34 protein-coding genes are annotated in these 16,810 nt (G+C 65.1%); all 34 read left to right on the top strand.

Features of this window, described 5'->3' with window-relative positions; translation table 11 throughout:
* Positions 1-9 precede the first annotated feature (9 nt).
* The 34 genes from NVU01S_RS06315 to NVU01S_RS06165 all read left to right on the top strand — a co-directional run bounded on the left by NVU01S_RS06315 (position 10) and on the right by NVU01S_RS06165 (position 16,773).
* A complete protein-coding gene (locus NVU01S_RS06315; RefSeq protein WP_156161667.1) occupies positions 10-342 on the top strand; it encodes a hypothetical protein in 333 nt (110 codons plus the stop codon).
* Positions 326-676 carry a hypothetical protein gene (locus tag NVU01S_RS06310; RefSeq protein ID WP_156161666.1) on the top strand — a complete coding sequence of 117 codons (351 nt, stop codon included), beginning with the start codon at positions 326-328 and terminating at the stop codon, positions 674-676. Before NVU01S_RS06315 ends, NVU01S_RS06310 begins: the two co-directional genes overlap by 17 nt.
* On the top strand, positions 666-1,049 hold the full coding sequence (locus tag NVU01S_RS06305) for a hypothetical protein (RefSeq protein WP_043673629.1): 384 nt from the start codon (positions 666-668) through the stop codon (positions 1,047-1,049). Before NVU01S_RS06310 ends, NVU01S_RS06305 begins: the two co-directional genes overlap by 11 nt.
* Complete coding sequence (locus NVU01S_RS06300; protein ID WP_043673628.1) at positions 1,046-1,936, top strand: DUF6221 family protein; 891 nt, start codon at positions 1,046-1,048, stop codon at positions 1,934-1,936. The genes NVU01S_RS06305 and NVU01S_RS06300 overlap by 4 nt, the downstream gene beginning before the upstream one ends.
* Positions 1,936-2,229 (top strand): hypothetical protein, encoded by a 294-nt coding sequence (locus NVU01S_RS06295; RefSeq protein ID WP_043673627.1) that lies wholly within the window; start codon positions 1,936-1,938, stop codon positions 2,227-2,229. Before NVU01S_RS06300 ends, NVU01S_RS06295 begins: the two co-directional genes overlap by 1 nt.
* Complete coding sequence (locus tag NVU01S_RS06290; RefSeq protein ID WP_043673624.1) at positions 2,226-2,408, top strand: hypothetical protein; 183 nt, start codon at positions 2,226-2,228, stop codon at positions 2,406-2,408. Before NVU01S_RS06295 ends, NVU01S_RS06290 begins: the two co-directional genes overlap by 4 nt.
* A 163-nt stretch (positions 2,409-2,571) precedes the next feature.
* Entirely contained in the window at positions 2,572-2,757 is a 186-nt protein-coding gene (locus NVU01S_RS06285; RefSeq protein WP_043673621.1) for a hypothetical protein, read from the top strand.
* A complete protein-coding gene (locus NVU01S_RS06280; RefSeq protein ID WP_043673613.1) occupies positions 2,754-3,041 on the top strand; it encodes a hypothetical protein in 288 nt (95 codons plus the stop codon). The genes NVU01S_RS06285 and NVU01S_RS06280 overlap by 4 nt, the downstream gene beginning before the upstream one ends.
* Positions 3,038-3,229 (top strand): hypothetical protein, encoded by a 192-nt coding sequence (locus tag NVU01S_RS06275; protein WP_043673610.1) that lies wholly within the window; start codon positions 3,038-3,040, stop codon positions 3,227-3,229. Before NVU01S_RS06280 ends, NVU01S_RS06275 begins: the two co-directional genes overlap by 4 nt.
* Positions 3,226-3,408 (top strand): hypothetical protein, encoded by a 183-nt coding sequence (locus NVU01S_RS44555; protein ID WP_156161665.1) that lies wholly within the window; start codon positions 3,226-3,228, stop codon positions 3,406-3,408. The genes NVU01S_RS06275 and NVU01S_RS44555 overlap by 4 nt, the downstream gene beginning before the upstream one ends.
* The gene (locus NVU01S_RS06270) at positions 3,405-3,584 is read left to right on the top strand and encodes a hypothetical protein (protein ID WP_043673609.1); all 180 of its coding nucleotides are present in this window, start codon (positions 3,405-3,407) and stop codon (positions 3,582-3,584) included. The genes NVU01S_RS44555 and NVU01S_RS06270 overlap by 4 nt, the downstream gene beginning before the upstream one ends.
* Before the next feature lie 410 nt (positions 3,585-3,994).
* Positions 3,995-4,414, top strand: a complete 420-nt coding sequence (locus NVU01S_RS06265) for a hypothetical protein (protein ID WP_052280801.1) — start codon at positions 3,995-3,997, stop codon at positions 4,412-4,414.
* Between the two features lie 97 nt (positions 4,415-4,511).
* Complete coding sequence (locus NVU01S_RS06260) at positions 4,512-5,186, top strand: hypothetical protein (RefSeq protein WP_043673606.1); 675 nt, start codon at positions 4,512-4,514, stop codon at positions 5,184-5,186.
* Between the two features lie 108 nt (positions 5,187-5,294).
* Complete coding sequence (locus NVU01S_RS06255) at positions 5,295-5,510, top strand: MerR family transcriptional regulator (protein ID WP_043673603.1); 216 nt, start codon at positions 5,295-5,297, stop codon at positions 5,508-5,510.
* Positions 5,511-5,596: 86 nt separating this feature from the next.
* Entirely contained in the window at positions 5,597-5,740 is a 144-nt protein-coding gene (locus tag NVU01S_RS43215) for a hypothetical protein (RefSeq protein WP_156161664.1), read from the top strand.
* A 323-nt stretch (positions 5,741-6,063) separates the two neighbouring features.
* A complete protein-coding gene (locus tag NVU01S_RS06250) occupies positions 6,064-6,267 on the top strand; it encodes a hypothetical protein (RefSeq protein WP_043673600.1) in 204 nt (67 codons plus the stop codon).
* A complete protein-coding gene (locus NVU01S_RS06245; RefSeq protein WP_156161663.1) occupies positions 6,260-6,457 on the top strand; it encodes a hypothetical protein in 198 nt (65 codons plus the stop codon). The genes NVU01S_RS06250 and NVU01S_RS06245 overlap by 8 nt, the downstream gene beginning before the upstream one ends.
* Positions 6,457-6,651: a hypothetical protein gene (locus NVU01S_RS06240; protein WP_156161662.1), complete on the top strand. Its 195-nt coding sequence runs from the start codon at positions 6,457-6,459 to the stop codon at positions 6,649-6,651. Before NVU01S_RS06245 ends, NVU01S_RS06240 begins: the two co-directional genes overlap by 1 nt.
* Complete coding sequence (locus tag NVU01S_RS06235) at positions 6,648-6,872, top strand: hypothetical protein (protein WP_043673594.1); 225 nt, start codon at positions 6,648-6,650, stop codon at positions 6,870-6,872. The genes NVU01S_RS06240 and NVU01S_RS06235 overlap by 4 nt, the downstream gene beginning before the upstream one ends.
* Positions 6,873-7,149: 277 nt before the next feature.
* Positions 7,150-7,395 (top strand): HNH endonuclease, encoded by a 246-nt coding sequence (locus NVU01S_RS42315; RefSeq protein ID WP_082032141.1) that lies wholly within the window; start codon positions 7,150-7,152, stop codon positions 7,393-7,395.
* 115 nt (positions 7,396-7,510) lie between these two features.
* A complete protein-coding gene (locus NVU01S_RS06230) occupies positions 7,511-7,807 on the top strand; it encodes a hypothetical protein (protein ID WP_156161661.1) in 297 nt (98 codons plus the stop codon).
* Positions 7,808-7,823: 16 nt separating this feature from the next.
* On the top strand, positions 7,824-9,200 hold the full coding sequence (locus NVU01S_RS06225; RefSeq protein WP_244467325.1) for a terminase large subunit domain-containing protein: 1,377 nt from the start codon (positions 7,824-7,826) through the stop codon (positions 9,198-9,200).
* 2 nt (positions 9,201-9,202) lie between these two features.
* The gene (locus NVU01S_RS06220; RefSeq protein WP_052280799.1) at positions 9,203-10,624 is read left to right on the top strand and encodes a phage portal protein; all 1,422 of its coding nucleotides are present in this window, start codon (positions 9,203-9,205) and stop codon (positions 10,622-10,624) included.
* A complete protein-coding gene (locus NVU01S_RS06215; RefSeq protein ID WP_052280798.1) occupies positions 10,608-11,282 on the top strand; it encodes a VG15 protein in 675 nt (224 codons plus the stop codon). Before NVU01S_RS06220 ends, NVU01S_RS06215 begins: the two co-directional genes overlap by 17 nt.
* A 77-nt stretch (positions 11,283-11,359) precedes the next feature.
* Positions 11,360-11,965: a capsid assembly scaffolding protein Gp46 family protein gene (locus NVU01S_RS06210; RefSeq protein WP_082032131.1), complete on the top strand. Its 606-nt coding sequence runs from the start codon at positions 11,360-11,362 to the stop codon at positions 11,963-11,965.
* Between the two features lie 19 nt (positions 11,966-11,984).
* Positions 11,985-12,701 (top strand): head decoration protein, encoded by a 717-nt coding sequence (locus NVU01S_RS44770; RefSeq protein ID WP_052280796.1) that lies wholly within the window; start codon positions 11,985-11,987, stop codon positions 12,699-12,701.
* Between the two features lie 14 nt (positions 12,702-12,715).
* A complete protein-coding gene (locus tag NVU01S_RS06200) occupies positions 12,716-13,756 on the top strand; it encodes a major capsid protein (RefSeq protein WP_043673586.1) in 1,041 nt (346 codons plus the stop codon).
* Between the two features lie 159 nt (positions 13,757-13,915).
* Positions 13,916-14,302, top strand: a complete 387-nt coding sequence (locus NVU01S_RS06195) for a hypothetical protein (RefSeq protein WP_082032130.1) — start codon at positions 13,916-13,918, stop codon at positions 14,300-14,302.
* On the top strand, positions 14,299-14,634 hold the full coding sequence (locus NVU01S_RS06190; protein ID WP_043673583.1) for a hypothetical protein: 336 nt from the start codon (positions 14,299-14,301) through the stop codon (positions 14,632-14,634). Before NVU01S_RS06195 ends, NVU01S_RS06190 begins: the two co-directional genes overlap by 4 nt.
* A complete protein-coding gene (locus NVU01S_RS06185; protein WP_043673580.1) occupies positions 14,631-14,834 on the top strand; it encodes a hypothetical protein in 204 nt (67 codons plus the stop codon). Before NVU01S_RS06190 ends, NVU01S_RS06185 begins: the two co-directional genes overlap by 4 nt.
* Positions 14,827-15,096 carry a hypothetical protein gene (locus NVU01S_RS06180; protein WP_043673577.1) on the top strand — a complete coding sequence of 90 codons (270 nt, stop codon included), beginning with the start codon at positions 14,827-14,829 and terminating at the stop codon, positions 15,094-15,096. The genes NVU01S_RS06185 and NVU01S_RS06180 overlap by 8 nt, the downstream gene beginning before the upstream one ends.
* On the top strand, positions 15,089-15,487 hold the full coding sequence (locus tag NVU01S_RS06175; protein WP_052280795.1) for a hypothetical protein: 399 nt from the start codon (positions 15,089-15,091) through the stop codon (positions 15,485-15,487). Before NVU01S_RS06180 ends, NVU01S_RS06175 begins: the two co-directional genes overlap by 8 nt.
* A 71-nt stretch (positions 15,488-15,558) precedes the next feature.
* Positions 15,559-16,368, top strand: a complete 810-nt coding sequence (locus NVU01S_RS06170) for an IPT/TIG domain-containing protein (protein WP_043673574.1) — start codon at positions 15,559-15,561, stop codon at positions 16,366-16,368.
* Between the two features lie 87 nt (positions 16,369-16,455).
* The gene (locus NVU01S_RS06165) at positions 16,456-16,773 is read left to right on the top strand and encodes a hypothetical protein (protein WP_043673571.1); all 318 of its coding nucleotides are present in this window, start codon (positions 16,456-16,458) and stop codon (positions 16,771-16,773) included.
* Positions 16,774-16,810: the final 37 nt, after the last annotated feature.

The raw sequence follows: 16,810 nt of genomic DNA, 5'->3' as shown, positions 1-16,810 counted from the left end.
CCGATCATCATGCCTGAACCTACCGACAGCAACTCGACCGCCGCCATGGCTCCTGCCGAACGGATCCGGGCTGTCCACATCGAGACCCTGGCTACCGGGCTGGCACTGTACGGCGACCTGACGGTCGACGCCGCGACAGGAACCGTCACCCTGCCCAGTGGACTGGCGCCGCTGTCCCCGCGGCACAAGGCCCTCGCTGTCATCCTGACCGACGCAATCGAACAGGCGGGACTGCTCCCGGACCACAGCCAGCGCGTCACCGGGTTCATTCGCGGACGCCCAGCCGAGCTGGAGCGGTACCTCACGGCATGGCAGGAGGTGACCGATGGCAAAACTGTCTGACCTCGAACAACTACAGGATGGCTGGGACGGGCCTGCTAGCAAGGCGATCCCGCCGCGCGTGTTCGCCGCGTACGCCAGCCTGGCGGCCGAGTTCAACGGCGCCATTCCGGCCGACCTTGAGCCGTTAGCCGACCACGATGGCGGCATCGCCCTGGAATGGGAGCGCGGACGGCTCTCGTTCTTCGCCACCATCGAAGCAGATGGCGGACTCTATCTGTGTCGCATCGGCCGCTGGCCGCAAGACGACGTTGACCGTGGCTACGACGTATTCGACGCGGCAGTGCTGAAGGCGTTCTACGACACTGGACGAATCGAGGCGACCGATGGCGAATAGCAACAAACGCAAGGGATCTGAGTTCGAGCGCTCCCAGCGTGACTACTACCGCCTCACAGGGTTCCCGCACGCCGAAACCACCCGAGCCGGCTATCAGCGCGACGGCGGGGACATCCACCTCGACCCCGTCGTCGGTGTCGCACCCGGCGTGATCGCCCAAGCTAAGAACTGGGGTGCCACGAACTGGACACAGTGGATCCACGATCTCCGCCAGCAGGTCAAGACCGCCCGGGCGGAGGTGGGATTCCTGGCGGTGAAACGCCGCGGCGTCGGCGAGGCCGGCGAACAACTGGCCGTGATGCCGATGTGGGAGTTCCTGCACCTACTGCGCCGAGCCGGATACGGCCAGCCAGTCGCCGAGGAGGACACATGACCGCTACCAGGCCGCCGTTCTGGCAGGCCTTCGTCGACCACGAGGAGCTGCTGGAGAAGAAGCGCGCCGAGCGTTCCGCCGCGGCGCGGCCGGTCGTCGCGGCCCCGCCGATCGAACCCGACAAGCCCGAGCGCCGGTCGTTGCGGGATCGGGTGGGGACTGGGCGACCCTGGTCCGCGCGATCAGCCTGGCGGTACGGCGGTGACCGAATTCAACGGACCCACCGGAGCGGCAGTGGAAGGATCCAAATCGTGACCATCGAGGATGTCCTCGCCCGGCTGTTGGCCGGACTCGAAAAGGACGAACGAATCGCGACGGCCACCAGCGGCACATCGGCCGAACGCGAATGGGTGTACGCAGAAGGCCGGGTCTCAGACACCGGCGAGTACGGCGGACTGCACGCGGAAACGCACGATCCACGAGACGGTGTACATATTGCCCGCCATGACCCTGATCGCGTCCTCCGTCACGTAGAGGCGATACGGAAGGTGATCGCCGAGCGTGATCGGCTGGCCGCTGAAGGGGCGGCGCGCGATAACGCCTTCGCTGAGGCCACTGTCGACGGCATCGAAATTGCCCTGGCGATCCTGGCCGGTATCTACACCGAGCCCGCCGAAGGGGCCGCAGTGAGCCCGCCGCCGGGTCTGAACAGTTTCCCGCGCCGCGCGGTCGGCGGCGTCGATCCGAACAAGCTCGTCAGCGCGATCATGAAGGTCGTATACGAGGGCGGTGAGGTCGACTTGCAAACGGCCAACTATCTAGCCGGACGTGCAACCAGCGACCTGTTCGTATGGCTTGTAGAGGAGCTGAATGAGGTGCGGCAGCGAGCAAGTGTGCCGCCACTGGCCAATCCATCCGAGCCCGCCGACGAGACGGAGGCGACCTGATGGGCATGTTCGACAACGTGCTGTGCCGGGCCATGTCCTGCCCTGGATGCGGTGGAGACCTGGATTGGCAGACGAAGGACGCGGGCTGCACCCTCGACACGGTTCTCGTCGTGGATGTGATGCGCGGCCGCAACGACATGCGCATGATCGGCGGCTGCGACGAATGCCGATGGAGCGTCGAGGCGACGATTACGCGCGACACCTCGCCCACGGTGAAGCAGCTGCTGATGTTGACTGCCGAGGCGAGGGGACTACCCCAGCCCACCGACACCGAGGGAGGGACACCCGCATGAGCCACGTCACCGCCTTGACGTTGTGTATCGACTATTCAGGCGATAAGGGCCTGGAACCGTTCCTGGAGAAGATCGCTGGCATCGAACGGTTCCACGACACCCTCCAAAAAATCGACACCAGCGAGGCGGGTGGCACCCGCAACTACACGGGCGCCATCTACGCGAATTGCAAGCGCTGATGGATTCGGTCCAGTGGAGGCACCCCGACCGGGTGGTGCTGATCGCCTGCGGCGAACGCTTCGCCACGGAGGTGATTCGCCCTACCTTCGAGTACGAGGAGCGATGGGGCGACTATGCGCGGGCGTATCAGCCCGCCTTCGAATCAGCCGGAAGAGGAGCACCGTGAGCGACGACGGCTTCCAGCCCGGCCGCTGGTACCGCATCCTCCAACCGGACGGCGAGCTTTGGATGGAGACCAGCGACCCCGACGAGGTACACCGGGAGTCGCAGCGCACCGGCTGGCCGGTCGAGCGCTTGTACGAGCGTCACGAGTCCGAATGGCGAGCCGACGAGACGGAGAAGCCATGAGCCGCTTCGGAGCAGTTATCCAGCGGTACATAGAGGCTGGCGTCCCGATCCTCCAGATGCTCATCAAGAGCGGCGCGGAGCGGATACGTACATGGCGATTCCGCATCGAAGCGTTGGCCGAGTTACTGGAAGGCCACTACCCGTACGACATGCTCGATGTGGACACGGGGCGCGAATGGCGTGAGTGTGCGTGCGGCTACCGGTTCGATGACGAGCCGAAGCAGTGGGCGCAGCATGTTGCGACTGTATTGGCTGCCGACGGACGATCGAGAGGAACAGCGTGAGCGACGAACGAGCCCGCCAGGTCTGCACCGCGATCTTCGATGAACTCGACCGCCAGCACGAGACCGGCGAGATCGACGGCAACGGCTACTGGGATCGGGAATGGGGTCGTGTTGATGGCGAACCCCGATGGGGCAAGATCGCTGAAGCTGTTGTCGCGGTCATCGACGCGGGAGGATCGAACCCATGAGCACCGGCAATCAGGAAATGCTGACTCTCGCAGATGGCCGTGAGGTTCCCGCTGCTGCTGTCCGCGCACTCGATGATCTGGAGCGGAAGTGGCCCGGAGCTTCGCTCGCGCAGGCGCGGCCAGCGATCGTTGCGGCAGTGCTAGCTGCCGTGGCCAAGACGGGAGGATCGAACCCATGAGCGGCAAGCCTGACGCGATTACCGCCCGTTTCCTTCGCGGCGAATGCAGCTGGGATGACGTCGCAGCCGATAAGCGCGGTTACCTCGAGATCGAGCGTGGCTGGGGAAGTCGATCCCCGCTGCTGATGCGAGTGGTCGAGGGCATCATGCGCGGCGGCTCGAGTTCGTCGGTGTAACCCCGCTACCCTGGATCTGCAACCCGCAAGTGCACTACCAGCGAGCCTCGCGCGCGCAGATCCTAAGGCCACCCCTCCTAGGTTGGGGTGGCCTTAGTTGTCGGACTACCAGCTGTTCTCGGCCATGTATCGGTTCTTGCCGCTGCCTGGGCATTCGACCCGGAACGTGACTCCACCGCGGACATCGTCGCGCAGATGTGACACGTAGACCCATGGGCTGGTCCGGCCGTCGTCGTTGATCGGCCGCAGACCGTTATTGCGTACTTCTACCGTTTGCCAGCAAACGGGGCATTGCTGTGTTCTCACGTTCTGAGTGTCGCCACCGCGTCAAGTTCGAATTGTAGACGAATCTACAGACGGTATGTAGACTGGTCTACAACAATGAACGCATCGGCACAAGGGGAATTCACATGATCACCGTCGCCATCACAGTCACATCGCGCCGCCCCGGATTCACCCCGCCCGAGCCCGACGAACAGACCTACAGCAGCTACGAAAACGCCGCCCGAGGACTCGAGGCTCAGCGCCTCAACGTACCCACCGACACCGACCGCGGCATCCACTGGGGCCGCACGGAGCGCGGACACCAATACACTGCCACCCTCATCGATGGCGAACGACGCGATTTCGACGCCGCGATGTGGGCCCGCGCAGACCTCTCTACAGCGGGGCGCAGGCTCGCCGATGCCCGCCGCGCCGTCGACGAGGTGATGCTCGAAGCCGAAACGCTCGGCATCAAGGCACTTCGCGCCGGCCAATCCGAATCGCACGTCGCGCGCGAACTCGGCGTCGACCGGATGACGGTCCGCAAGTGGCAGGGGAAGCGGTAGCGGCCGGGCTGAACGGCATCGCGCGGCGGCTCGAGTTCCACAGCCGGTTTCCCTACACTCGCAACTGATCGGCAATCGAGTTGTGAGGTGGGGTTCGATGGGGATCAGTCCATGCACATACCCGGGATGCGCCGACCAGCACGGCGACCCCGTCCTCACCTCCCTCGGCATGTGCGAGCCATGCCAGCGCCGCTTCACCCGCCTCCTCGGCTGGCTGGTCATGGACTGGGTGAACCTCACCACCAACCTGCCCCTGCCGGCCGCCCGCGGACGCCAGGAACGCCGCACCGCCGACAAAGTCTTCGGACACCCCGCGGAATGGGCGTCCGATATGGCCGCTCAGATCGCGACCAGCTTGAACTGGACCCACGATGCCCTCGCCGACCACCTCGGGGACACCCCACCTCCACACCTCGGCGTCGCCGAACGCGCCCGCGTACGGGCCGCCTGGACGTATCTGGAGTGCCGCATCGACCGGCTCGCCGCCTCAGGGTTCGGTGGCGATACGGCGGTGGAGATGCGGGACCTACACGGCCTGGTCCGCTCCCGCCTCGGCCTCACCCGCCCCCGCCAACTCCTGCCCACCCCATGCCCATCCTGCGAATTGCGCACCCTGTTCCGGGCGCTGGATGTCCAACGCCGCTCCGAAGGCCACGAGTCCTACGACAGCATCGACTGCGGCTCCTGCGGTCACACCATCCGCGAAGAGCACTACCCCTTCTACACACGCGTCGTGCTGGACACGCTGCTGGCCAGCGACACCGCAGCATGACATCCGGTGGGTGACCTGGTACTTTCACACCTAAGCAGTACTACCCGTATGCCTACACCCCTTCTTCGCCCAGCGCAGAGGGGGTTTCGTCGTTTCTGGGGAGGTGCTGTGACCGCCATCCTCGCCACCGACGGCCTCGACCAGAAACTCTCCGCCGTGGAAGCGTCAGCGATCTTCGGGGTACAGGCAGCCACGATCCGTAAATGGGCGTCCCTGGGCAAGATTCAGGCCGTGGGGGAGGACCGGCAGCACCGCAAGCTGTACCGGCTGATCGACCTCGCCCGCTACGAGAAGGAAACCCGCCGCGCGGCGGGCCGTTCCTGATCTGTAAACCGGCCCCTACAGACGTTCGATAGAGCCCTGATAGAGATGCGATAGAGCATGCGAGCTGGCAAGTGCAGGGAGGTGCCGTGGCCGATCCTGTCTGCTCGGACTGCTGGCGCCGCGCGAATCTGTCGTTCCATGAGCTGATGGACCCGGCCATGAACCCCAAACGGCGCGGCTGGCTGTGCCCCGAGCATTGGGCCGACCGCTACCTCACCGAGGAGTCCTGATGGACCTGTACGCCGTTATCGACCAGATCCTCGCCCCGCTCGCCGACGACATCCAGGCGGCCTACGAGCACTGGGCCAGCCGGTCCTGATGGTCGAAGCGCGGAGGGCTTGGTGCTGGAAATGCCAGCAGTTCCGCCCGGCAGGCGCCTGGCACTTCTACTGCAATTCGCGCGCCAGGCACTGGTTGAGACGGCTGTTCGTTGCCGAATGCCGACGCTTCTACGCGAGGGAGTCCTGATGTTCGATCTCGCCGCCCTCATCCGCTCCTGGTGCCACCCGCCCCCGAAGACCCTCGAGCAGGTCTACGTCACACCGATGCTGGAGTGGACGTGGTGAATCCGTTCCTGCCGCCGATGTTCCAGTTTCCAGACCCGCGTCGCCTCGATGCCGCTGAGCCGTTCAGTGACGCGGAACTCGACGCCGCGTTCGCCTTTGCGGACATGGACGGGCCGCTCAGCCAGGAGCAGCGTAGCCGGGTGGCGGTGGTCGTGGCGGCCTTCAATCGGTTGGGCAAGGTCGATGCGTAAGGCATTGGCGGGCAAGCTGATTCGGTTGGCCCACCGCATCTACCGGCCACGGGTGACGGAAGAGGCCCACTACACCACCATGCCGGACCACACCATCCGCGACCGAGCGGGCCGAGTAGTCGGTGGATGGGGCACCGGCGGCCGCGGTGTCCTGCCGCCCGAGCGCCGCGAATCCCGAGGATGGAACTGATGCCCGAACTCGCCAAGCGCGTCACCATCGACCACGACAAGAGCAAGCTCTACATCGACGGCGTCGAATTCCCCTGGCAGATCACCGAACAAGGACCCGTCGTCGCCGAGGCTGTGCCGGGCTGGCCCCTGAAACTCGTCACGGTAGCCATCCTCGCCGAGAACGTCGAGATCATCCAGGAGGCGAAGCAATGACCCAGCCTGAATCCGTATGGGATGTTTACGACTCCAACACCAATGTCGTCTACTCCACCGCCACCGCCGAAGATGCCGGCCAAGCAGTAGACGAAGCCCTGGCCTGCGTCCCTGCCGGAACAGTCCTGGCAGGCGTGCAGCGCCGCACCCTCGCCACCGGCGACCTCGGCCCGATGATCGGCGTCGCCCACGTCGCAGCGACCGGCGAAGGCGATGCCTGACCTGCTGGACCGGTGGATTGTCCGCCTCGTGCAGTACCTGATCTACCGCCTCGGCATCCACTGAGGCTCGGGAAACGCCCGGTGAGCCTCGATTCGCCGGTATGTTTTGTGACAGGAGTGAACAGTGACCGCCCTGCTCCCGCTGCTCTGGACCATCATCAGCTACAACGACTTCATGCTGCCCCGCCTGCTGTGGGGCGCGATCAGCAGCGGCTCCGCGGGATAGGTCGCTGCAGTTACCGTTCGCAACACCGCAACCCGCGATAAACACCGGGCACTGCTTCGCCGCGGCCGACCACCTTGCGCCATCTGCAAGCAGGACATCGACTACACACTCCCGCACCTCGATCCAGGCGAGTACGTCGTCGACCACATCATCCCGCTCAACAAGGGCGGCACCGATGACCTCGCCAACAAGCAGCCAGCACACCGAGCCTGCAACCGAGCGAAGTCCGACACCACCAACGAAGAGACTGCGGCAGCCAACGCGCCACGCACCTTCGTCACAACCCGAACGTGGTGATCACCGCATCCCGCCCAGGGGCCACCACCCTCCCTCTAGCCTCCATCCGCCGCTCCGGGCATAGGCGGCCATCTACCCACCACGATTTTTCTGTTTCCGCTAGGAGGTGGCCGAGTTGGCGAAGCGCCCCTTGCGAGCGGTGGCCGATGATGAGCGGCCGCCCGCTGCGAAGAAACCGATGTCGCTGGCCGAGGCTGTCGAGAATGGCGACCACTATCAGATCCTGCTGGCCCAACGGCGGCAGATCGTGGTCGACATGAAGGATGCGAACGGCCCGGCGAAGGCGGCATTGCACCGACAACTGTCGCTGCTGTCGAAAGAGATCGAGGTGATCGACTCGGCGTCAACCGACGACCCGGTCGGTCGGGCGGCAGCCACACCCGATGAGGACTGGGACGAGTCGGCTATCTGAGGTCGCCCGCCACGTCGTGGCGCCGAAGGGTGTCGTTTCGACGGGTTGGCCAGCGGTCCGGGATACGTGCGGCCGGCTCGGGCTTGGCTTCGACGGCTGGCAAGACGGTGGGGGCCGGCTGATCCTGGCGAAGCGGGCCGATGGCCTGTACGCCGCGGATACCGTGGTGATTTCGATCCCGCGGCAAGTCGGCAAGACCTACCTGGTGGGCGCGATCGTGTTCGCGCTGTGCATCATCATCCCGAACCTGACGGTGGTGTGGACGGCGCACCGGTTCAAGACCGCCCGGGAGGTCTTCTCCACGATGCAGGGGTTGGCGCGCCGGAAGGCGATGAGACCCTACGTCGAACGAGTCCTGCGTGGTGCCGGGGACGAGGCGATCGAGTTCCGTAACGGCTCCCGGATCCTGTTCGGTGCACGCGAACGCGGCTTCGGCCGAGGTTTCTCGAAGGTCGACGTGCTGGTGCTCGACGAGGGGCAGATCCTCACCGAGGCCGCGATGGACGACATGACCCCGGCGACGAACGTGTCAGCAAATCCGCTGATCCTGATCGTAGGCACCCCGCCGAAGCCCACCGATCCCGGTGAAGTGTTCACGATGCTCCGCCAGGAAGCCCTCGATGGGGAATCGCAGGACACGCTCTACATCGAGCTGTCGGCCGACCGCGGTTGTGATCCACGCGACCGGGAGCAGTGGCGCAAAGCGAACCCTTCGTACCCGCACCGCACTTCGGAGCGCGCGATGTTGCGGATGCTGAAGAACCTGTCGGAGGCATCGTTCGTTCGTGAGGCCCTCGGGATCTGGGACGAGGTATCCCGGCATCAGGCGGTTATCAAGGCGTCAGCATGGCGGGACTTCTCCGACGTCGGTCCGGCGGACGGTGTTAAGCCGGACGCGCTGGGCGTTGATATGTCCCACGGTCGCGAACTCTCCGTGTCAGCGTGTTGGCTCGAGGACGATAATGCGCACGGCGAAGAAGTCTGGGCCGGGGTGGATGAGGACGCTGCGCTGGCTTGGATCGTCGAGCGGGCGGGGCGGCGGACGCCGGTGGTGATCGACAACGCCTCCCCGGCGGCCTCATTGGCTCCGGCGCTGCGAGCCCGAAAGGTGCGGGTCATCACGACCAGCGCGCCGGATATGGCGAAGGCCTGCGGCTTGTTCGTCGGCAAGTTCGACGCTGGCCGTTTCACCCACGCGAACCAGGAATCGGTGAACCAAGCCCTGCAGGGTGCGCGCAAACGAGCGATCGGCACCGCTGGCGGGTGGGGTTGGGATCGACGCGACGACGCCGTGCTTCTGGCCCCGATCGTGTCCATGACGTTGGCGCTTTTCGGGGCCACAGCGACGAAACGCAGCCGCAGCAGCGAAGTTCGGAAGGCGGTGACCCTTTGACCTTGGCTGTCGCGATCGCCCTGCCGACGCTGGGCCTCAGCGAAGACGAGAGCGAGACGCTGGGATACCTGCGCGCGCGCCTGCAGTACGTGCGGGGCGTCAACGAGATCAAACAGCAGTACTACGACGGTACCCATTGGCCGAGGCAGCTCGACATCTCCATCCCCCCGCAGCTGAAGGACCTGGAGACGGTGATGGGTTGGCCGTCGACGGTAGTTAACGCTCTAGGAGAGCGGCTGGACTTTCTGGAGTGGACGTCCACCGGCGACTCGATGGGGTTGGACGAGATCTACGCTGACAACCAGCTCGAGGTCGAGTCGGGTCAGATCAACATCGAGTCGCTGACCAACGGCGTCGGGTTCGCGATCGTCGGCCGCGGGGACGTAGACGAGCCGCCAGTGCTCATCACCGCAGAGTCGGCCTCGACCACCACCGGAGAGTACGACCGGCGCCGGCGCAGGCTCGTCTCGGCGATCTCGCAGACCTTGGACGATCGCGGTCTGCTGAAGCTGGAGACCCTGTATCTGCCGGACGTCACAATTCGGATGGAGTCGGATCCGAAGACGGGACGGTCCACGATCGTGGACCGCGACCGGCACGGCCTTCATCGAGTTCCAGTAGTCCGATTCGTCAACCTGGAGCGTCCCTCCGACATCATGGGCCGCTCTGAGATCACCCGGGCTGTCCGCTACCTGACCGACGCGGCGCAACGGACCCTGTTGGGCATGGAGGTCAACCGCGAGTTCTACACCGCACCCCAACGTGCCGCGCTGGGCGCGACACCAGAGCAGTTCGGGGTGAAGGAAGACGACCCGGACTGGAAGAAGAAGCAAGCCGGGTGGTCGGCGATGATGGGCCGGTTCAACATCGTTCCCGCCACCGAGGACGGCACGCTGCCGCAGATGATGCAGTTCAACCCGTCCCCGCCAACTCCGTACATCGAGCAGATCCGCGCATACGCACTGTGGCTTGCATCCGAAGCCGGCGTGCCCGCAGCGAGCCTGGGCGTGCACACCGACAATCCGTCATCGGCCGACGCGATCATCCGGGAGGAGCGGCGGCTGATCTCCCGGGCAGAGTTCCGGCAGCGTGCGTTCAGCCGGGCGTATCTGGAGGTCGCCTCCCTGGCGCTGACATGGCGCGACGGAACAGCGCCTGACCGTGACGCCATGCGGAAGATCTCGGTGAAGTGGCAGGACCCAGCCACCCCGACGCGCGCCGCTGCGGCGGACGAGGCTACGAAACTGGTTGGCGCGGGCGTGCTTCCAGCGGACTCGTCGGTGACGTACGACCGGATCGGCCTGTCGCAGCAGGACCAGAAAAGGCTAGCGGCCGACAAGCGGCGCGCGGGAATGGCGACGTTGCTTTCCAGGCTGCCCCAACCCGCCCCGGCGCCGGTAGGCACCGATGCCGACAACGTCTGAAATACACGCCCTGCGTGAAGTCCTGGACGAACTCGCCCGTGCCGCGGCAGCCGACATCAGCGAACTCTGGCGGCTCGTCGACGGCATGGAACCGGCTCGGGCCATGCGTGAGCTTGCAGAGGCCTACCCGGAGGTGGTTACGCCGTACTCGGCAGCAGCAGCTGACGTTGCCGCGGTGTGGTACGACGACCTCGCGCCAGGTGCCCCCTTCCAAGCGGTGGCTGCGGCGCCTGCTGCCATCGAGCAGCTGCAAGCTACCGCACGGTGGGCGGCGGGCCCGCTGTTCGGCGTCGGCGATGCGTCGCCTCTGGATCTCTTGACCGGCGCTGGGCAACGTCACATCTACAACGGATCTCGGGACACGATCCGGCTCAACGCTGAGGCCGAAGGGGTGCGATTCGCCCGTTACGCGTCGGGGACGGCGTGCGCGTTCTGCCGACTGATGGCGATTCGGGGTGCGGTTTACCGCGACCGGCGAAGCGCTGAGAACTTTCACGACCGGGACCGGTGCATGGCCGTGCCAGATCGACCGGACAGCCCCATCGTGGTGCCTTCGTACGTCGAGAAGTGGGCGGATGAATACAAGGCCGCCCGCAAGGCAACGGACGGATCTACCGCAGGGATTTTGACCGCGATGCGGGTCAACGACACGAAATAGCTTCCCCAACAAGGGGATACGCGCCTACATCCAGCGCTCAAACGGATGGCATGCCGACGGGCTCACGGGAGAAACGCATGAACACAACGATACTGCCTGTCCACCCGACCACTGGTCTGCAGGCGATCGGCATCGGACGGCGCGGGCCCATTTGGCCAGTGCTGGGAGGATCCGGCGACGAAAAACCGCCAGCTGATAACCCCGACGACAAACCAGCATCGTTCAGCCAAGACGATGTCGATCGCATCGTTCGGGACCGTCTGGCTCGGGCCGCCGACAAGTACAAGGACTACGACGCCTACAAGGCGGCCGCCGAGAAGCTGGCCCAACTCGAGGACGGGCAGAAGTCCGAACTGGAGAAAGCTACCGGCCGGGCCGAGCAGCTGACTACCAAGCTGGCTGAGGCGGAAACCAGGGCAGCAGAAGCAGAGTTGGGCTTGCTGCGCCGCACCATTGCATCCGACGAGGGCTTGACCGACGCAAAGCTGGTCAAGCGTGTCACGGGTGCCACCGAGGAAGAGATCCGCGCCGACGTGCTGGAGCTGAAAGCGATCCAGGATGCAGCGGTCACTCCATCGGGACCGAAACCCAACCCACAGCAGGGCACCGCGTCATCGACGCGCACGTCCGGCCGTAGCGAGGGGTCAGCCGAAGCCGACCGGCGATTCGGCGCGATGACATGACGACACGAAAGGAACTGCAATGACCTCCATTGCGGTCACCCAGACTGGTTCATACCAGGCTGAGAACCGGTCGTGGCTCGTGCCGAGCCATGGCATTGATCCGGGCGCGAACCCCTCCATCACCCTGGATGTTTCGCTGTTCACTGAGCTGAACGTCGACGAAGTTCAGACGGTCACTATCACCGGATCTCCAACCGGCGGAACATTCACCCTCACCTACAGCGGCCAAACCACCGCGGGCATCGCGTTCAACGCCGCAGCATCTGCGGTGCAGTCCGCGCTGGTGGCTCTGTCGAACATCGGCACCGGTGACGTGACCGTCACTGGCAGTGCCGGTGGGCCGTACACCGTCACCTTCGCTGGCGCGCTGGCTGACCAGAATGTCGCTCAGATGACGGCATCCGGCGCCAGCCTTACGGGCGGTTCGTCGCCGTCGGTGAACGTCGCGACCGCCACTGGCGGTACGACCTCGCACTACCCCAACGGGTTCATCCCCTCCGGAGTGGTGCTCGGCAAGGTCACCGCGACCGGACGGTATGGCCCTTACGACAACTCGGCCAGCGATGGCCGCGAGGTCGCCGCGGGGCATCTGTTCAGCTCTCTGAGTGTGACCGGTCTGACCACCGTTGGTGGCGCCCTGGTCGTGCACGGGTTCGTACGTGAGGCGAAGTTGCCCACCAACCACGGGCTCGACGCGAACGCGAAAACTGACCTCAAGCTCATCCACTACAGCTAGGAAGGACCGGAGTAATGACCATTCTCTTCGACGCGCCGGTCGTTCCCGACGCACTCACCACGTTCGTCCGCCGTGTCCCCACCCCCGCGGTGAACACCCTGTCGACGCTGTTCCCGACGGTGTACAAGGACACCAACACCATCGATTTCGCGGAGATCGTGCAGAAGAACCGCACCGCGAAGTACCGCAGCTTCGATGGCCGCATCCACGTCTCCGAGCGCGACGTGGGCTCGGAGAAGCGCGTCCCGCTCGCTCCGCTGTCGTCCTCGATCGGCGTCGGCGAGTACGAGCGACTCCAGCTCGAGTTCGCGCGCACTGGCGGCACCTTCAAGCAGGCCCTGGCGAACGCCATCTACAACGACGGCGAGAACCTGACCCGCGAGGTTCTTAACCGTGTCGAACTGGCGTGGGGCGACGTCCTGACCGACGGCATCCTGTCGATCAACGATGACGGGTTCGAGTCCACCGCCGATTACGGCATGCCCGCAAACCACGCGGTCGCCCCAGGAACGGCATGGACCGATCTGACCAACGCCACGCCCCTGACGAATTTGCTGGCGTGGTCGGATGTCTGGAACACCACCAACGGCACTCGGCCGGCGTCGATGCTGACCTCGCTGCGGGTGCTGCGGTTGATGCAGCGCAACAAGGAGGTCATCGACGCAGTGCACGGCGCGACCCAAGGTCGCACCCGCGTCACCGTGACCGAACTCAACGACCTGTTGGAGTCCGAGTCCCTGCCGACCGTGCGTCCGCCGTACGACACGCAGCTGAACGTCGACGGCGTCGACACCCGGGTCATCGCGGACGACAAGGTCATCTTCCTGCCGGAGAACCTCGGCGAGCTGGGTTTCATGGCCTACGGCCTGACCGCCACCGCGCTCGAGCTGCTGGATTCCCGCAAGACCGACCTGTCGTTCTCCGACGCGCCGGGCATCGTCGGCGTCGTCATCAAGGACGGTCCTCCGTTCCGGCAGACGACCTATGTCGATGCGGTCGGGCAACCGGTCCTGTCGGACGCGAAGAAACTCCTCGTGGCGGATGTGGCGGCGTGATGACCAAGAAACTGACGCGATATGTGAACGTGGACGGCCCTGAAGGGTCGGTGTGGTTCGGACCAAACGATGAGGTGCCGGACTGGGCGGCCCAGGCGATCACCAACCCCAAGGCGTGGGCCGAGGATCCGGACGAGGGCGCTGAGAAGGAGTCGACTGGTGGCACTGGCAGCACAGGCCGACGTCGAAGCGCGTCTCGGTCGAAGTCTGACGACTGAGGAAGAAGGCCGGTTGCCGGGGCTCCTCGATGAAGCCTCGGCGCTGGTCGAAGCCTGGTTCCACGAGGGTGGCTGCACCATCGCCGATCCCACTCCGTCGAATGTGACGTTGGTGGTGTCGCGAATGGCGGCCCGAGTGCTGCAGGTAACCGACCAGCAGCAGCCTGGTGTGGACTCCTCCAGCGTCACCGCGGGCCCGTTCTCGATGAGCCGTAGCTACTCGGCGAGCTCCTCGCAGGGCGGGCCGTGGATCAACAAGACCGACCGTTCACTGTTGCGGACCCTGTGTGCGGGGTCTTCGGCGGCGTTCAACGTGCCGATGTCATGACGATCCCGTTGCCGTTCACGATTGGTCATCGCGCGTACTCCGGGTCGGGGGAGGACGCGCACGGCAACGAGATCGGCTCCCACGCCGCGGCGGTGGACATCCAGGCGTTCTACTACTCGCCCTCGTCCACCGAACCAGCCGTGGCAGGACACGACCGTGTCGTTGTCGACATGGTCGCTGTCGTCGATTCGGACGAGCAGATCGGGCCTCACGATCTGCTCGTTATCGACGGCGAGGAGTTCGATGTGATCGGTTTCCCCGAGGACTACGATCACGGCCCGTGGTGGAAGCCCGGCCGTAAACCGGTGAACCTGCAACGGGTGGACGGATGAGCGGGCTACCGCGGGTCCTGATCGACCTCGACACCAACGAGATGTTCTTCGATGGTGAGCCGTTCCCGTTCTCGTACGCGGGGGTGGAGCCGACGATCGCCGAAGCCCCGGATGGACGTGTCTATCCGGGGGTCACGATCACGATCGCCTGCGCGGAGGTGCAGGTCATCAAACCGAGCGAGGTGATCAGCGATGGCTAACTTCCGCCTGGTCATGAAACGGGACGCCCTCTACAAGATCCGCAGCGAACCCGGCGTCCGGCAGGACCTCGAGCGGCGCGGTCGCGCAATTCTGGGGGCTGCGGGCGGCGAAGCTGCGGGATACATGATGTCGTCTCGTCAGGGAGCTAAGAGCCCCCAAGGCCGGTGGCAGGTGTCTGTTTTCGCGGCTACCGCAGTGGCGATGAGACAGAACGCGCAAGACAACACGCTCGTGCGGGCGTTCGGTGCCGCAAATGGGTGAGGTCGTCGCACCTGCTGACGCCGAGGCCGCCGCGGTCGCCTACCTGAAAGCCGCCTTCGCTGTGCGCAGCGAGACGGCGAAAGTCGCCACCAAGGTGCCACCGGTCCGCCCGGAGCGCATGGTCCGCGTCTCTCTTGCCGACACACTTGAGCAGACGCGAGGTCATTTCTACTCACGCTTGATCTTCGAGTGCTGGGCGGCGGACGAACCGGCCTGCGCGAGTCTGGCCAGGCTCTCGTACGCGCTTATGCGTGCCGCCGAAGGCGAATCGGCGGGACCAGCGTGGGTCGCCCATGTCGTCACCGTGTCGGGACCGGCGAACTTCCCCGATGACGTCGGCCCCCGATACCAATTCACGCTCGACCTGCTCATCGGCGGCGTACTGATCTGAACTCCCCCGGCAACGGAGGGTCAGCAAGTTATCCATTCAGGGCCTGCGAATCCTGAAGGGACACAACAACAATGGCCGGAAACTCCGTTGCCAGAATCGGCGTAGGCGCACCGCTGGCCACCGGCGGTGTCCTGGTCGCCGCCGCAGGGACCGCGCTCCCCACCGGCGTCACGGGATCAACCGCGAGCTACACCAAGCTCGGCTACGTCGCAGACGATGGCCTGCGCCCGTCCGGTGAACGCAGCTCGACACCTATCTACGACTGGGCAGGCGACCTCATCGCCAGCCCGCAAGAGAACCACTCCGCCCAGTTCCAGTTCAAGCTGTACGCCGTCTACGACCCTGACGTCCTGTCGGAGGTCTTCCACGAGGACAACGTAACGACCGTTGGGTCGCTGACCACCGTCGAGGAAACCGGCGAACCCCTCGAAATCCACCCCTGGGTCTTCGATATCAAGGACGGCAGCAAACGCGCCCGATTCGCTGTTCCCCTCGGCCAGATCACCGGCGTCGCTGAAGACCCGATCGTGCGCAACGGTTTGATGGCTTTCGACGTGACCCTCGAATGCTACAAGGACGAGAACGGCGTCAAGGTCTACCGCTACTACGACAACGGCGCGGCGGCGGCGGCTCCGACCATCACCTCGCGCGAACCCGTGGGCAACCTCGCCACCGCAGGCGGTGAGCTGTTGATCCTCACCGGCACCGGCTTCGTCGGAACGACTGCGGCCACGGTTGGTGGCACCGCGGTGGGCGACTTCCAGATCTACAACGACCAGACGCTGGCGATCATCACCCCCGCGAAGAGCGCGGGCTCCTACAACGTCGTCGTGACCAACGCGACCGGTCCCAGCGCCGGCCTCTCGGTCACCTACGCGTAACGAAAACCCCGGTGGCGCGGTCTACCTCGCAGGCCCGCCGCGCCACCGGGCCCTCGGGCCTGCGACAAGGAAAGGGCCTGCGAGCCAATGGTGTTCGAAATCCCCGCAGCCGGTGCTCGACTGAAGAAGAACCGGTTCGAGTTCAAACTCGGAGACGAGACCGTCTCCGTGCCGAAGCTGGAATTCATTCCCGCCGAAGCAGAGGACTACCTCGAAGAGGTCAACGGCAAAGGCCTGTCGATGTACCGGTTCGTCATCGGATTCATCGCCAGCTTCGACCCCGACCTGGGCAAGAAACTGCACGAGGCACGTCTCTCGCGCGACCAGATCACCGACCTCTACGCGGCTTGGGGTGCGTCCTCGAAGGTGAGCACGGGGGAATCCTCGGCCTCCGAGAGTTCATAAACGGACACGAGGAGGCGATCGTCGCCGACCTGCTCGA

The sequence above is a fragment of the Nocardia vulneris genome (genome assembly GCF_001613425.1).
Taxonomy (GTDB): Bacteria; Actinomycetota; Actinomycetes; order Mycobacteriales; family Mycobacteriaceae; genus Nocardia; species Nocardia vulneris.
This window is presented reverse-complemented; position numbering and strand designations above follow the sequence as displayed.